The 15,214-nt window shown below is 40.0% G+C and carries 14 protein-coding genes; 9 read left to right on the top strand and 5 right to left on the bottom strand.

Annotated features, from left to right (window positions below; all coding sequences use genetic code 11):
• Positions 1-8: 8 nt before the first annotated feature.
• The gene (locus L4C32_RS12825) at positions 9-527 is read right to left on the bottom strand and encodes an NUDIX hydrolase (RefSeq protein WP_428197273.1); all 519 of its coding nucleotides are present in this window, start codon (positions 525-527) and stop codon (positions 9-11) included.
• 218 nt (positions 528-745) lie between these two features.
• Here L4C32_RS12825 and L4C32_RS12820 point away from each other — a divergent pair, with 218 nt between their 5' ends.
• The 3 genes from L4C32_RS12820 to L4C32_RS12810 all read left to right on the top strand — a co-directional run bounded on the left by L4C32_RS12820 (position 746) and on the right by L4C32_RS12810 (position 3,486).
• Positions 746-1,501: a hypothetical protein gene (locus tag L4C32_RS12820; RefSeq protein ID WP_428197272.1), complete on the top strand. Its 756-nt coding sequence runs from the start codon at positions 746-748 to the stop codon at positions 1,499-1,501.
• Positions 1,502-1,627: 126 nt separating this feature from the next.
• Entirely contained in the window at positions 1,628-2,380 is a 753-nt protein-coding gene (locus L4C32_RS12815; protein ID WP_428197271.1) for a S1 family peptidase, read from the top strand.
• Positions 2,381-2,409: 29 nt separating this feature from the next.
• Positions 2,410-3,486: a mechanosensitive ion channel family protein gene (locus L4C32_RS12810; protein WP_428197270.1), complete on the top strand. Its 1,077-nt coding sequence runs from the start codon at positions 2,410-2,412 to the stop codon at positions 3,484-3,486.
• A 55-nt stretch (positions 3,487-3,541) separates the two neighbouring features.
• On the opposite strand, the gene L4C32_RS12805 is transcribed toward L4C32_RS12810, so the two are convergent.
• Together L4C32_RS12805 and L4C32_RS12800 are read right to left on the bottom strand one after the other, a co-directional pair.
• The gene (locus L4C32_RS12805) at positions 3,542-4,111 is read right to left on the bottom strand and encodes a YceI family protein (protein WP_428197269.1); all 570 of its coding nucleotides are present in this window, start codon (positions 4,109-4,111) and stop codon (positions 3,542-3,544) included.
• Positions 4,108-4,650 carry a cytochrome b gene (locus tag L4C32_RS12800; protein WP_428197268.1) on the bottom strand — a complete coding sequence of 181 codons (543 nt, stop codon included), beginning with the start codon at positions 4,648-4,650 and terminating at the stop codon, positions 4,108-4,110. Before L4C32_RS12800 ends, L4C32_RS12805 begins: the two co-directional genes overlap by 4 nt.
• Positions 4,651-5,004: 354 nt before the next feature.
• On the opposite strand from L4C32_RS12800, the gene L4C32_RS12795 reads away from it, so the two are divergent.
• The 4 genes from L4C32_RS12795 to L4C32_RS12780 all read left to right on the top strand — a co-directional run bounded on the left by L4C32_RS12795 (position 5,005) and on the right by L4C32_RS12780 (position 10,344).
• Positions 5,005-5,790, top strand: coding sequence for a TetR/AcrR family transcriptional regulator (locus tag L4C32_RS12795; RefSeq protein ID WP_428197267.1), 786 nt, complete (start codon positions 5,005-5,007; stop codon positions 5,788-5,790).
• 201 nt (positions 5,791-5,991) lie between these two features.
• Complete coding sequence (locus L4C32_RS12790; RefSeq protein WP_428197266.1) at positions 5,992-8,328, top strand: efflux RND transporter permease subunit; 2,337 nt, start codon at positions 5,992-5,994, stop codon at positions 8,326-8,328.
• A gap of 24 nt (positions 8,329-8,352) precedes the next feature.
• The gene (locus tag L4C32_RS12785) at positions 8,353-9,135 is read left to right on the top strand and encodes an outer membrane lipoprotein-sorting protein (protein WP_428197265.1); all 783 of its coding nucleotides are present in this window, start codon (positions 8,353-8,355) and stop codon (positions 9,133-9,135) included.
• Positions 9,136-9,174: 39 nt separating this feature from the next.
• Positions 9,175-10,344, top strand: a complete 1,170-nt coding sequence (locus L4C32_RS12780; RefSeq protein WP_428197264.1) for a hypothetical protein — start codon at positions 9,175-9,177, stop codon at positions 10,342-10,344.
• A gap of 59 nt (positions 10,345-10,403) precedes the next feature.
• Here L4C32_RS12780 and nrdG read toward each other — a convergent pair whose 3' ends face one another.
• The gene (gene nrdG / locus L4C32_RS12775; protein ID WP_428197263.1) at positions 10,404-10,874 is read right to left on the bottom strand and encodes an anaerobic ribonucleoside-triphosphate reductase-activating protein; all 471 of its coding nucleotides are present in this window, start codon (positions 10,872-10,874) and stop codon (positions 10,404-10,406) included.
• Positions 10,874-13,009 (bottom strand): anaerobic ribonucleoside-triphosphate reductase, encoded by a 2,136-nt coding sequence (gene nrdD / locus L4C32_RS12770; protein WP_428197289.1) that lies wholly within the window; start codon positions 13,007-13,009, stop codon positions 10,874-10,876. Before nrdD ends, nrdG begins: the two co-directional genes overlap by 1 nt.
• A gap of 405 nt (positions 13,010-13,414) precedes the next feature.
• Here nrdD and L4C32_RS12765 point away from each other — a divergent pair, with 405 nt between their 5' ends.
• The gene (locus L4C32_RS12765) at positions 13,415-14,197 is read left to right on the top strand and encodes an EAL domain-containing protein (RefSeq protein WP_428197262.1); all 783 of its coding nucleotides are present in this window, start codon (positions 13,415-13,417) and stop codon (positions 14,195-14,197) included.
• 79 nt (positions 14,198-14,276) lie between these two features.
• Positions 14,277-15,212, top strand: coding sequence for a ribosome biogenesis GTPase YlqF (gene ylqF, locus L4C32_RS12760; RefSeq protein ID WP_428197261.1), 936 nt, complete (start codon positions 14,277-14,279; stop codon positions 15,210-15,212).
• The last annotated feature ends 2 nt before the right edge of the window (positions 15,213-15,214 follow it).

The raw sequence follows: 15,214 nt of genomic DNA, 5'->3' as shown, positions 1-15,214 counted from the left end.
CTACCCTATTAAAGTAACTCTTTCACAATTAGCCTAAGTAAAAAAGTCTCTCTCTCTATAGACATCCCTTTCTTTGGGCTGTTGGAGATCGTCTGTTCGTTGTGGGCAATCGCTTCATGAATATTCATCCATAATGGTTTCATCCCATTATTGACTTCATGTTCTTCAAAACGCGTATTTCCAAGCTCTTTATCTGCAGAACAAACATAACAGTAAGAGATCATATGAACAAGGTCCGCTTCTGGTTTGTGCCAAGGGCGAAACTCCTCGTAAATCCCAAATGGAACAATATTCTTGATGTTCTGTGCGCCAGTCTCTTCTTCAAGTTCACGTACTAGACCATGAATCACATCTTCACCTTCATCCAGACCTCCGCCTGGAAGCGTGTAATCATGATACCGCTCTGTAAATAACAGTAAAATGTCACTGTCTCTCAATACAATGGCACGTGTTGCATTTCGCTGAAATATTGAATAATCGTCTAAATGACCGATATCGGGATGAATGGATGTTTGTAAATGCCTCATTTCGAGCGTTCTCACCGTTAATTTTGACTAATTTTATCACATCGTTCCATGTATCTTTTGTGAAACAATATTGTCATTAATGTGATATTGTGTCCAAATATTTTACACTATCTCATAATTGAATCCATGCCTTCCCATTAAGTTTATGATATTTAATGTAATTATATTATGGCCTAATTCTTGCTTTTATAAATTAAGACGCCTTTAAGGATATTGATATGAGTACTTGGACAAAAACACTATTAACAATGTTAAGCCTGCTCCCGACACTGGTTTCAGCAGGTCTATTTATTGAACCAGGTAATAAATCTGAGATCACCCAGTTCAGTACGGTTGCTTCAAACTTCGACAGTCACGTCGTTGATGAAACTAAAATTTTTGGCTGGTTAGGTGCAAATGTGCTTTTCGATACTAATGACCTAGGATCCTACAAGGTGCTATGGAATTTTATCAATGCTGAATCAGGCTTTGATAATGCACTGTTTGGATTAAAAAAACCGACTTCAAACTTTAACAACGATAACTTTGCTACTAATTCATCTAATGGCCCTAACCTTATATTCTCTGAGCACGGCAACATCATTCGTGAAGGCGATAAAAAGAAGGATGGTAAAGTAAAACATACCTACCAACATAACTCTGGTGAAGCGGTCCCTTTTGCTTTTAGCAGTAACTGTTCTAGTGGCAAATGTGCGCAATCTAACCGTACTAAAAACGGTGACAATAATGAAATTAGCAACAGTTGGTTTGTAGGATTTAAGGGAGATGACATGTATCACCTTGACCTATCAACTATTTACCTACTTTTTAATGACAATGGCTCTAATGATGCTGATTATGACGACCTTGTCGTCACTGCTACTTATGCAGGTGCAAAGCAGTTTAATACGGTGAGTATTCCAGAACCCAGTACCCTACTAATCTTTATGATGAGCTTTTTCTCTATTCTGATATACAGACGCAATAACCGATAATCACACTCTGAATAGGCATGCACAGTCTGCTTGCCTATTCTGATTTCAATACCCCCGTTACTCATTTGGTAATATCTTGATATTTCAGCTACTATTGAGTGGTTCTCACACTCATGGATGAATATCGTGTTAAAAATATATCTAGCGTTAATGGGGTTAGTTCTCTCCACTTCATCATCATACGCCGCGTTACCCGACACTATTGATAAAGTTAAGCCCTCTATTGTTGCTATTGGCACCTACAATAAACTGCGTACACCTAAAGCCGTCATTCTTGGTACTGGATTTGTTGTGGCTAATGGTAAGTACGTAGCGACTAATGCCCATGTTGTGCCCAAAAGCCTAAATAAGAATGAAAATGAAATTTTAATGGCATTTCAGCAACATGGAAGTAAAGTGAATAGTTACCCCGTAGAGGTGGTGACTAAAAATGCAGTCACTGACCTTGCAATCCTTCGCTTAACCAATAACAAACTCACACCTTTAACTGTTTCTAAAAAGAGTGTCCGTGAAGGGGAACTGTATGCCTTTACCGGTTTCCCAATTGGCGCAATCTTAGGGTTAACACCGGTGACTCATCGTGGAATCGTGTCGAGCATTACACCCATTGCTATCCCTGCCAGAAGCGGTAAAGAGTTAACCCTTGCCCAACTTAAACAACTACGGGATCCATACAAGATATATCAACTTGATGCCACAGCCTATCCGGGTAATAGTGGGAGCCCACTTTACCACCCCGCAACCGGTGAAGTTGTCGCCATTATTAACAAAGTTTTCGTAAAAGGCAGCAAAGAGTCGGCCCTCACAGATCCAAGTGCCATCACCTATGCGATACCGGTTAAACATTTACAGAAGCTCATCAACACACATACCAAATAATTTTATCTCTTTCATCAAGTAGGACGTCAATGGAAACCCTTTATAATTGGTGGCACACTCTTCAAGCTGGTCCAAGCAGTGATTGGATCAATGATATTTTTCTCTTAACGGGATTCAGTTTACTATGTTGGTTTGTTTGGAAAGTCCTTATAAGTCGATTGCACGCCATTGCTGGTAAAACCAAAGTAAGCTGGGATAACTCTTTGGTTCATGCCATTTCAGCGCCAATGAGTGTCTTGATTTGGTTATGGCCAGCCTCTATTTCGATCAAAATCTTATTGACCAATTTAGCCAATTTTCCAGTTGTTTGGATTACTACTTTTCAACAAATATTGCTTATCATCGCTTTCATATGGGTGACCATACGACTGACCATTCATGTCGAAAACCAACTTTTGCTCAATAGCAATCGTGATGAAACTACGGTTCATGCTATCGCAAAGATATCTCGATTAGTTTTTATTACTATTGGTATTTTATCCGTAATGCAAACGGTAGGGCTCAGTCTCTCAGGGCTTCTTACTTTTGGTGGTGTGGGTGGCCTAATCGTCGGTTTAGCAGCCAAAGATCTACTCTCTAATTTCTTTGGCGGATTAATGATCTATTTTGACCGCCCATTTAAAGTAGGTGACTGGATTCGCTCACCTGATCGTAGCATTGAAGGCACCGTTGAACGAATAGGTTGGAGAATGACAATTATCAGAACTTTTGATAAGCGTCCACTATATATACCTAACTCTGTGTTTAGTAATATCGTTGTAGAAAACCCATCTAGAATGTCACATCGACGTATTAACGAAACCATCGGAATACGTTATGAAGATGCGAGTGTAATAAATGATATTATCGCTGATGTTAAGGTAATGCTGAGCTCTCACTCAGATCTTGATGCAACCCAAACATTGATCGTTAACTTCGATAAATTTGGCCCTTCATCTTTGAATTTCTTTATCTATACTTTTACCAAGACTGTCGACTGGGTGACTTTTCACGAGGTCAAACAAGATGTACTACTGAACGTTCTTGCCATTGTTCATAAACACAATGCTGATGTCGCTTTCCCAACTCAAACTCTTAAAATCGAGCCACCAGACACAACGATATAAGATTGCCGCAATAAAAAGGGCGACTGATTAAGTCGCCCCTTACGAGTATTATGTTTTATTTTTTGATACCTTCAACATGCAACTCCATGTCAACATAACTTGAAGAGCCCATTACTTTAATACCAAAGTCGGCCAATTCCAGTCTTGTCGTACCGGTAAATCCAGCACGAGAGCCGCCCCAAGGGTCTTTTCCTTCACCAATTAATTGCGCATCAATAGAGATAGGCATCGTTTTACCATGTAACGTTAAATCACCGGAAATAACCATCTTTCCATCGCCGTTATCAGTGACTTTGTTACTAACGAACTGAGCCTTAGAGAATTTTTTTGCATTAATAAAGTCATCACTTCTTAAGTGCTTATCTCGTTCAGCGTGATTAGAGTCCAAGCTAGTTGTTTCCACATTCACTGTTACTGTAGAAGCTGAAACATCTGTAGGATCATAACTGAAATTACCGTCAAATTTATTAAACCGGCCTTTGATAAAACTGTATCCTAAATGGCTAACTTTAAAATTTACTGAAGCGTGAGCCCCTTTAGAGTCAATAACATAATCTGCAGCATTGACCATTGTTGGCATCAACAATGATGCACTTAAACCCAACGTTAATAATAATTTTTTCATTGTTTGTTAACCCCAATCATTTTAATTAATGTTTTATCTTTATCGATAAAGTGATGTTTAATCGCTGCCAATGCATGAACCACCGCCAGACCGATAACTGTATATGCTAAGTAGTAATGAATCTCTCCTGCGATATCCTCTTGATTCTCTATCATCGATCCAAATCCCGGAACTGAAAACCAGTTAAAAACCTCGATCGAATTTCCATCTGCGGTTGTAATTAGATATCCAGAAATAAAGAGTACCGTTAGCAGCACATAAAACAGTCTATGTACTAATTTAGCGATAATAATCTCATAAGGTTTACCTTCAACCTCCGGATGAACCGCTTTCAATTTCCATAGCATTCGAGCAAACGTTACCAACGCCAAACAAATACCAATAGAGCGATGAACATCTGGTCCTGTTTTATACCACTCATCATAATAGGTAAGGTCCACCATCCAATAGCCTAGACCAAATAGACCAAAAATAGCTAACGCCGATAGCCAATGAAATGTTTTTGAAACGATATCATAATACTGTAGCTTTCTGTTCACATGACACCTCAATACATTTAACTTACCCTATAGTAATCGTATTTTGTTGATTTACCATTTCAATATTCTGATCATACCCTTCAAATATTTTGTACTTACTACAATTTTTCATACATTTAACTGATCTGTAGCCCAAATCAAGTAACCAAAATAACTCATTTTTACGGCCCATTCATTGATGTAATAAATATTTCACACCAAACCCTTGATCTTATCTATGTATGTATTAATATGACGAAGTGTCAAGTTTGACGGTTCGTCAATAATTGGTGTTTATAGAACTATTTTTCATGTTAAAATACGCTAGGGGAAGGTAATATCGATTTTGATGGTTACGCATAAAGAGTAGCAAATATGTTTGGTTCGAGTTGTAATGGTGACAAGAAGCCGTGTTTTTTTGAAAGGACATTCAAAAGTAAGAAGCAACAAGCTATTTCAGATAGGGAAAAAGAGTTACTTCAGATAGCAAAGGATATTGTTACTGCTGAAGGGTTTGCCAATCTGACAATGGAAAAAATTGCTTCTGCAAGTCCGTATTCAAAAGGCACTGTGTACAATCACTTCACAAGCAAAGAAGATGTCATTTCTGCGCTGTGTATTTTAGGTATGAAAAAACAGCAAACGATGTTCAATAAAGCGCTCACTTTTGTTGGCAGCAGCCGAGAAAGAGCGATGGCATTTCATGTTGCTTATCGTACGTTTTCAAGACTTGAACCTATTCTTTTTATGTGTGTACTCACCGCCAAAACTCGCTGGATTGTTGAAAAGACGTCTCCTGAAAGGAACGAGGTTTTAAACAGTTTAGAGGAAAATATTATTGAAATGGCAGATAAGATCTTTTTAAGCGGCATCGAAGCAGGAGACATTACCTTATCTCCTGCGTTAAGTATCGATACCATTGTTTTTGCTAACTGGGCGGTTTCATTCGGCTCTAATGCATTAATAAACAATGCCACCAACAGCCGCTGTATTGATCGTATAAATGAAGCCAACTCGATGCTCCTTAACGTGAACATTGTGTTAGATGGCCTTAATTGGAAACCATCTTCATCAGAATGGGACTATAACCGCTCTTGGAAAAGAGCTGAAAATGAGTTGTTTCCTGAAGAAATTAGCTATCTGGAAAGTGTCGGTCGCTAAATCAGGATACAGACTAACCCGTTAAATCGGGTTATTTTTTCACGCTCTTTGACGAATCGTCAAAATAACAGTTATCRACAACTGATTTAAGATTAAATAAGTTACTATATTACAGCCTCTTATAAATCTTCACCAATTAAGCTTGTCGATAAATATTATTATTTTATCTTTTAATGACGAAACGTCACAATGGAGCTCGTGATGAAACAACGTTTACTTAGCTTACCTACACAATCACCAAGACTAGTTATACTCTTTTTGATTGGTGTGGTGTTCGCTGCAACTATTGGTGGAAAGAACCTCTATTTTAGGGGGGATTACAACATCTTTTTTGATGGTACCAATCCACAACTTCAAGCCTTTGATGAAATTCAAAACACCTTCACTAAATCTGACAATATCTCCATTGTTATCGCCCCTGATTCAGGCAATGTGTTTAGTAAACAGAGTATAGAGCTCATTCAACAAATTACTGCTGATGCTTGGCAAACTCCCTATTCAAATCGCGTCGATTCTATTACTAACTATCAACACACAGAAGCCATCGACGATGACCTTTTAGTCGAAGACCTAGCACTTGAAGAGAATCCGTTAACTACTGAGCGAATTGAAAAAATCAAAAAAGTGGCTTTGAGTGAACCGACCATAGTTAACGCTTTAGTATCAGAAGATGGACACGTTGCAGTCGTTAATATCACCGTACAAATGCCTCGTATTGATGAGATGGCTGAACTGGTTGAAATTATGGCTCACAATAATGCAATGATGGCCAAATATCAGCAGGACTACCCAAATGTCACTTTCCATAAAGGGGGATTACTCGCCCTTAACAATGCCTTTATGGAATCAGCACAAAATGACAGTGCATCGTTAGTACCAACCATGTTAGTTGTCATTCTACTCTTTTTAGGCTTAATGCTTCGCTCATTCATAGCTGTTGCTTCAACCCTATTAATACTCATTGCTAGTATTCTAGCAACCATGGGAATTGCCGGTTGGTCCGGTCTGTTCTTAAATACAGCAACAGTGAATGTTCCAACGTTTGTCATGACATTGGCTGTCGCTGATTGTGTGCATATCATTGCTACTCTTCGTCAAACCATGCAGAAAGGCTTAAGTAAAACAGAAGCAATTACTCACAGCATCAAACTCAATTTTCTTCCCATACTGATTACGTCCGTTACTACAGCCATTGGTTTCATCATGCTTAATGCCTCTGACTCCCCTGTATTTAGGGACTTAGGTAACTTAACCGCATTAGGTATTATGATTGCGTTTGTATTGTCTGTGACTCTGCTACCCGCTCTTTTGCAAATATTGCCATATAAGGTTGAGGTAGAAACGCAGAGCACCCGTTCCACTAAATTTGAACAATTAGCCGATTTTATTATCAATAAACGTCAGGTTTTATTACCTCTCTCAATTGCCGTGGTCGTTGCAATCAGTGCATTTATTCCACAGAACCGAGTCAATGATGAGTCTGTAAAATATTTTGATACCTCCAACTCATTCCGACAAGCCGCTGACTTTATGCAGGAGAACATCAGTGGCATGTCAACCCTAAGCGTCGTACTGAAAACGGGGCAATCTCAAGGCATTAATAGTCCAGAGTTTATTTCCGATTTAGGTCAGTTTACTGATTGGTTACGCCAACAACCAGAAATCGACCATATTTCAAGCCTTTCCGATACATTTAAGCGCCTTAATAAAAACATGCACGGAGATGACCCGAGTCAATACTTACTGCCTGATGATAGAGAGTTAGCAGCTCAATACTTGCTGCTTTATGAAATGTCACTTCCTTATGGTTTGGACTTGAATAACCAGATCAATATTGATAAATCTTCAGTCAAACTTCAACTCACCATTAAGAACCTTGGCAGTAATGAGTTTCTTGATCTTGAAAATCGAATTAATCACTGGATAGCTCAAAATATCCCTGATTACCAGGTACTCGCGTCCAGTCCAACACTCATGTTTGCCCACATTGGTGAGAGCAATATGGACAGTATGATAAAAACACTGCCAATTGCATTAGTTCTCATCTCAGGATTATTGATCTTTGCTTTACGCTCGGTACGTTTAGGCTTAATCAGCTTAATTCCAAACCTTGTGCCTGCTGCAGTTGGCTTTGGTATCTGGGGCATGATTTCTGGAGAAATTAATTTGGGTCTCTCCATTGTTGTCACCCTAACCCTAGGTATCGTGGTGGATGATACAGTCCACTTTTTAAGTAAATACCAATACTCACGCAAGCTTGGTAATAGTACAGAACAAGCCATTAGATATGCCTTTTCAACGGTAGGAAGGGCGTTGTGGATCACTTCAGTAGTATTGATTGCCGGCTTCTCTGTTTTATCACTGTCTGACTTTAGACTCAATTCAGACATGGGACAACTCAGCGCACTGATTATCGGTATCGCTTTAATCGTTGATTTTATCATGCTGCCTACTCTGCTGATGATTTTCGATAAATCACCAGAAGTCACACCTGCCAATGCCACCATCGATGAATCATCCATTGTTATTCAACAATAATCTGATATTTAAGGACTATAAGTTATGAATTCTCATTTAAAAATAGCCGCTACAATCTTGCTGGCTACACTGACGACGACTGCTGGCGCCGATAACACTAAAGGCTTGGAAATTGCCCAGGAACGCAAAGCTCGTGATATTGGATGGCAGGATAGTGTGGCCGACATGAGCATGGTTTTGAACAATGCTCAAGGAGAGACAAGCAGCCGAAAAATTCGGATTAAGACCTTGGAAGTCGAGAACGATGGCGACAAAGGACTCACTATTTTCGATGAACCTTTTGACGTAAAAGGAACCGCTTTTCTTAATTTCGCACACACATCAAAAGCCGATGACCAGTGGATCTATCTGCCTGCGTTAAAGCGCGTTAAACGTATTGGGTCTCGTAATAAGTCGGGGCCTTTCATGGGAAGCGAGTTTGCGTATGAAGACTTAAGCTCATTTGAAATAGAAAAATATAGTTTCAATTATCTAGGTGATGAGAGCATTGATGGGGTTGATATGTTCAAGCTTGAACAGGTTCCAACGGATAAGTACTCTGGGTATACCAAGCAAGTTGTTTGGCTTGATCATCAAGAGTATCGTCCCTATAAAGTTGAATTTTATGACCGAAAAAACAGTCTATTAAAGACACTTTCCCTGTCTAACTATGAGAACTATTTATCAAAATACTGGCGTGCACATCAATTAGTCATGACCAATCATCAAACAGGAAAAATGACGACACTAACCACCCATGAATTGCGCTTTCAAACCGGCTTATCTGATAAAGACTTTTCTAAATCAAGCCTGAAAAGAGCTCATTAATGGCGCTTTTCGTTAATCAAATGTAGGTAGGAAATCAACATGAAAGCGTTTTTTGTACTGTTCTCGTTTATAGCATTTTTCGGTAGTCAGTGGGTTTGTGCTACCGATCTTCGTGGGCAGGTTAATGTGGAGCATCGTCAATTTTTTGAATCCGGTGCGCAAGGACAAGAGAATCAACAAAGCTCTTTGACTATTGAGCCTGAGCTTTACTGGCAATTTCAGGATGGTGATGCCAGTTTTACATTTAAACCCTTTGTCCGATTGGATAGTTTAGATGAAAACCGAACTCATGCAGATATTCGTGAGCTGCTCTATTTTCAACTGATCGGCGATTATGAAATCCAAGCGGGTATTGGCAAAGTGTATTGGGGGGTGACCGAGTCTCAACATTTAGTCGACGTCATCAATCAAACCGATACCATTGAGTCCATTGACCGTGAAGAGAAACTCGGACAACCTATGGTTCATCTCTCGGCAGTCAAAGAGTGGGGGATACTCGAAGGATTCGTACTGCCCTATTTTAGAGAGCAGACTTACACAGGAGAGGACGGTCGCTTTCGTGCCCCCTTAGTGATTGATGATAACGCCACCTATGAATCATCCGCCGAAGAACATCATATCGATTTAGCGGCTCGCTATTCACAAAGTTATGACGACTGGGATCTAGGTCTAAGTGTGTTTAATGGTACTAACCGTGATCCTTACTTAACCCCAAGTGGTTCTCAGCTAGTTCCTCACTATGCACAGATGACACAACTCGGGCTAGATGCTCAAGGGATCATTGGTGACTGGTTATTAAAGCTTGAGGTGATTCATCGTGACAGTGAAGAGAATCACACCGCGATGACGTCGGGTTTTGAATATACCTGGGTTGGTCCGTTAGAGAGCTTCTGGGATGTTGGATTGATCGCAGAGTATCTGTATGACTCTCGCGATCAGCAAGCACCGACCCCATCACAAAATGACCTATTTATTGGTACTCGTTTGGCGCTAAACGATCAATCAGGAACTGAAGTGTTGGTCGGGATAACGCAAGATCTCGATGACTCCCAATCTCGAATAGGTAAACTTGAAGCCTCTAGTCGAATTAACAATTCATGGAAATGGCGTGTGGACGCGTGGTGGTTTGAGTCTGAAAGCCATTCAGACCCCGTTTATCTCTATCGCAACGATGATGTGATCGAACTGGCTTTAGAATATTATTTTTAATCCATAAAAAGAGCGCCGGATTTCTTGAACCTGCGCTCGTATCGTTTTTCAATGCCTTTTTATTCGACAGTTAAAGTATGAATAATCTGATTGGAGCTGCCTCGCCACTTAAGTGCAGGATCATATTTATCTTGTTCGAATTTGCCATCCACTAGGGTATCGATCAATTTAATCACTTGCAGTTGGTGTTCATCCATCTCTGACAGCAGGTACCCACTCCATAACCAAATATCTTTACCTGGGCACTCTTCTCGAACTCGTTTCACCAAACGTAAGATTGCACTGACGTTTTTCGGGTGCAGTGGGTCTCCACCTGAAAGTGACAACCCTCTTCGTTTAATTCTTGTATCCTGCAGATCGGCAATGATCTTATCTTCTAACTCTTGGGTAAACTCAAAACCAGAGTTTACTCGCCAAGTTGCCTTATTATAACAGCCCTTACACTCGTGCACACAGCCGGAAACGAACAGGCTACAACGCGTACCCGGTCCGTTTACGACATCAATAGAGTGGTAGATGTGATAATTCACTACTCACCAAATCCAGGTAGATGTTTCACGCGTCGTTTCACCTCTTCTTGTTTTCCGAAGTTAAACGGTCTTGCATCAGGGCTGCCTAAATAACCACAAACACGGCGGGTCACTGATACTTTTGAAGAGTCATGATTACCACATTTTGGACAAGTGAACCCTTTACTGGTGCACTTAAATTCACCGGTAAAGCCACACTCATAGCACTCATCAATCGGCGTATTTGTTCCGTAATATGGGACTCTGCTGTAGCTATAGTCCCAAACATCTTCTAGCGCCTCTACATTGCGCTGCATATTCGGGAATTCACCATAACAGATAAAACCACCACTTGAGATTTTGGGGTATGGCATTTCAAAATCAATTTTGTCGTATGGATTAGCGTCTTTTTGTACATCAAGGTGGAAGCTATTGGTGTAGTACCCTTTTTCAGTCACACCATCAATAACACCAAACTCTTTAGTATCTATCTGACAGAAACGACTACACAAGTTCTCGCTTGGAGTGGCATACAGGCTAAATCCATAGCCAGTTTCAGCAGTCCAATCATCAACAGCCGACTTAAGAGTTTTAATGATGTTCAACGCTTTTTCTTGTAACTGTTCACTGTCAAACATATGTTTGTTGTCGCCATACAGTGCCAGTATCGTTTCATGCAATCCAATATAACCCAGTGAAATTGACGCTCGGCCATTTTTAAAGATGTCAATAATATCGTCATCTGCATTAAGACGAACACCACACGCCCCTTCCATATACAGAATGGGAGCAACACGGGCTTTAACACCTTCCAATCGACTAATGCGTGTTTCTAATGCTCGACGGCATAATTGTAATCTCTGCTCTAGAATTTCAAAGAATGTCTGTTCGTTTCCTTCAGACTGTAGAGCAATACGCGGCAAGTTAAGACTCACAACACCTAGGTTGTTTCTTCCTTCATGGATCAACTCACCATCTTGTTCAAACGTCCCTAAGAAGCTACGACACCCCATTGGAGTCTTAAAGGAGCCTGTAATCTTAACAATCTGATCGTAGTTTAAAATGTCTGGATACATTCGTTTGGTCGCACACTCAAGTGCCAACGCTTTGATGTCATAATTTGGATCAGACTTTTTATGATTAAGACCATCTTTTATGGCAAATACCAATTTAGGGAATACTGCTGTTTTGCTATTTTTACCTAAACCTGCAATGCGATTATTTAAGATTGAAGCTTGAATTAACTTTGATGCCCAACAAGTACCTAGACCAAAACCAAAAGTAACAAATGGCGTTTGTCCATTTGCGGTATGCAATGTATTCACTTCGTATTCCAGTGATTGAAATGCGTCGTGGCACTCTTTTTCAGTTCTATCAATCGCAAATTTCTCTGCGTCTTTAATGTCCCATTCAACCGCAAGCTGGCGATACTTTTCAAAACTGATCATCACATACGGCGCTAACACTTCGTCGATACGGTTGATGGTAGTGCCACCATAGATATGACTCGCCACTTGGGCAATGATCTGCGCGGTGACTGCCGTTGCTGTAGAGATGGACTTTGGGCTATCGATCTCTGCGTTACCCATTTTAAAACCGTTAGTTAACATCCCTTTAAGGTCAATTAACATACAATTAAACATTGGGAAAAATGGGGCATAGTCGAGGTCATGATAATGAATATCACCCGCTTCATGTGCTGTCACAATATCTCGAGGAAGAATATGACGTTTCGCGTAGTGTTTCGCTACAATGCCAGCCAATAGATCACGCTGAGTCGGAATCACTTTACTGTCTTTATTTGCATTTTCATTAAGTAGATCAGCATTACTCTGTTCAATCAATCCATTAATTTCACGATTTAGTATGCTTTTTTTGTCACGAGTGATGTCTCTATCATGGCGATATTCTATATATGAACGTGCGAGCTCTTTGTACGGTCCCTGCATTAATTGATCTTCAACCAAGACTTGAATCTCTTGAATATCTACCTCTTTACGGCCAATTAACGAGACTTCAACGGCGTGTGACGCAAGTTCTGCATAGGCTTTAAGGCGCGAATCCGCATTGTCTGAAGCACTCATTATTGCAGCGGTAATCCTGTCTCTTTCAAAACATGCTCGATTACCATCACGCTTAATAATTATTGGTAGCAGTACCTCAGTCATCACTCTTTCTCCTTTATTACCCTGTCACCTAAAACACTAGATATCGGGCAAATTAACTCAACAAACACAATATGTGGGTATTAGGCGAGATCTGACTTTTATTTTCATTGATCTAAATCATGGTTTATTTACACCTGAACTTTCCTTCAACAATAACATGGCATGTATCTCAGAGATGACGCAACAAAAGCAATAACGCCAAAATTTGCTTACTAATTTGATACCTTTATCTCACGTTAATATGAACCTCGTTAACTAGCTATTAACCTATTAATGTACAAGCTTTTTTTAGAGTCATTATCAAAATCGAGAAAGAAAGAAATGGTGATGTCCGTTACGATTGATCCACTACTAGAAATCATTCTATGTGGCCAAAGAGAGTAAGTAGTTAAGATGCTGCTATCAAGCCAAGAGCAAATAAATCGTTGTCTGTTCATCGATGAGCACCAAGAGTATATAGCCGAATATAATGGCTTTACTTTGATGAGTCTCTATCAACCAATTTTTGACTTCCAACATTCCATCATTGGATTCGAAGCCCTACTTCGCATTACTGATCACAACAATATGTCCATCGACCCTGACCATTTCTTCAATTCTACTATCTATGACAGTGAGTTCATTATGAATGTTGAGTGTCTTGCTCGAATCATTCATATTAAAAATTTTTATCGGAATAAACCCAATTCCACTAAGCTTTTTTTGAATCTTCTACCCTCAATCGCGAACTATTGTCACGATCAACTCTCTGAATTTAATCTGATCAGTGCGCAATTAATTAAACAAACCACCTTATGTACAGATGACTTGGTCTTCGAAATCATAGAAAACAGTTGTGAGGAGAGTAAATTGATTCAATCCGTCATGCTAATCAAAGCCTTAGGGTTTCGTGTTGCCATTGATGATTTTGGTTCTAAATCTTCCAACCTACAACGTGTCATAAATTTGGTCCCGCATATCATTAAGATTGATCGACGACTTCTTCTTGATTTCATTAGCGGTCAACCGTCTGAATTAGAACACGCCATCCTTCTCGCGAAAAAGGTCAATGCTCAAATAATTGTTGAAGGAATCGAAACCCAGCACCAGTTAAACGCAATGAAAGCATTGGGCGTTGAATTTTTTCAGGGCTTTTTCCTTGGAATCCCGCGTAAAATGACTTCATATTGCAATTAATTCTTAACAAGTGCCGATATCACCTTTACTCCCGTTGATTAATGACTAGAATGGTTTTTTTCTATTTTGGTACGCTCCTATGTCAATTCAATGGTTTCCTGGTCACATGCACAAAGCTCGTAAAGAGATTGAAGAGGTTGTGCCTAAAATCGACGTCATCATTGAAGTGCTGGATGCGAGAATCCCTTTTAGTAGCGAAAACCCGTTAATCTCTTCGATTCGTGGAGACAAGCCTTGTGTAAAGGTACTCAATAAGCGTGATTTAGCTGATCCTGAACTTACTGAATTATGGATTAAACACCTTGAAAAAGAGCAAGGTGTGAAAGCGATGGCGATTACCACGTCCAATGTTGCTGAGGTAAACCAGATCACTGAGTTGTGCCGTAAATTAGCACCGCATCGTGAAGACATGGGTAAAAACATTCGCACCATGATCATGGGTATTCCAAACGTTGGAAAATCCACCATCATTAACTGCCTTGCTGGTCGCATGATTGCCATCACTGGTAACCAACCCGCGGTCACTAGACGCCAACAGCGTATCAATCTGCAAAATGGTATCGTTCTTTCTGATACCCCAGGTATTTTATGGCCTAAAGTGGAAAACCCACACAGTGGTTTTCGTCTAGCAGCGACTGGTGCAGTGAAAGATACCGCTATAGAGTATGATGAAGTGGCGTTTTATACCGTTGAGTATTTGGCCAAAGTGTACCCAGAGCGTTTGCAAGAGCGTTACAAAATTGATGAGTTACCAGAAACCGATATAGAACTCATGGAAGCGATAGGCCGAAATCGTGGCTGCCTAAGAGCAGGTGGACGTATTGATTTACACAAAGCCTCTGAGATCCTAATAAATGAACTCAGAAATGGGACCTTAGGCAATATTACCCTCGAACTGCCAGAGATGATCACTGAAGAGCTTATCCAAGTAGAGCTCGATAACACACGTAAAATGGAAGAGAAGATTCAGAAAAAAGAGATGCGTCGTAAACGTTACCTTAAAAACAAACGTTAATC

Source organism: Aliivibrio kagoshimensis (assembly GCF_050337105.1).
GTDB classification, from domain to species: Bacteria; Pseudomonadota; Gammaproteobacteria; order Enterobacterales; family Vibrionaceae; genus Aliivibrio_A; species Aliivibrio_A kagoshimensis.
Note: the sequence above shows the minus strand (reverse complement) of the source record. Positions and strands in the feature narration are given on the sequence as shown.

Coding starts and splice junctions, on each gene's coding strand:
- L4C32_RS12780 (WP_428197264.1), top strand. CDS start 9,175: ATGAAAGCGTTTTTTGTACTGTTCTCGTTTATAGCATTTTTCGGTAGT.
- L4C32_RS12790 (WP_428197266.1), top strand. CDS start 5,992: ATGAAACAACGTTTACTTAGCTTACCTACACAATCACCAAGACTAGTT.
- L4C32_RS12765 (WP_428197262.1), top strand. CDS start 13,415: ATGCTGCTATCAAGCCAAGAGCAAATAAATCGTTGTCTGTTCATCGAT.
- L4C32_RS12805 (WP_428197269.1), bottom strand. CDS start 4,111: ATGAAAAAATTATTATTAACGTTGGGTTTAAGTGCATCATTGTTGATG.
- L4C32_RS12785 (WP_428197265.1), top strand. CDS start 8,353: ATGAATTCTCATTTAAAAATAGCCGCTACAATCTTGCTGGCTACACTG.
- ylqF (WP_428197261.1), top strand. CDS start 14,277: ATGTCAATTCAATGGTTTCCTGGTCACATGCACAAAGCTCGTAAAGAG.
- L4C32_RS12820 (WP_428197272.1), top strand. CDS start 746: ATGAGTACTTGGACAAAAACACTATTAACAATGTTAAGCCTGCTCCCG.
- L4C32_RS12810 (WP_428197270.1), top strand. CDS start 2,410: ATGGAAACCCTTTATAATTGGTGGCACACTCTTCAAGCTGGTCCAAGC.
- L4C32_RS12795 (WP_428197267.1), top strand. CDS start 5,005: ATGTTTGGTTCGAGTTGTAATGGTGACAAGAAGCCGTGTTTTTTTGAA.
- L4C32_RS12825 (WP_428197273.1), bottom strand. CDS start 527: ATGAGGCATTTACAAACATCCATTCATCCCGATATCGGTCATTTAGAC.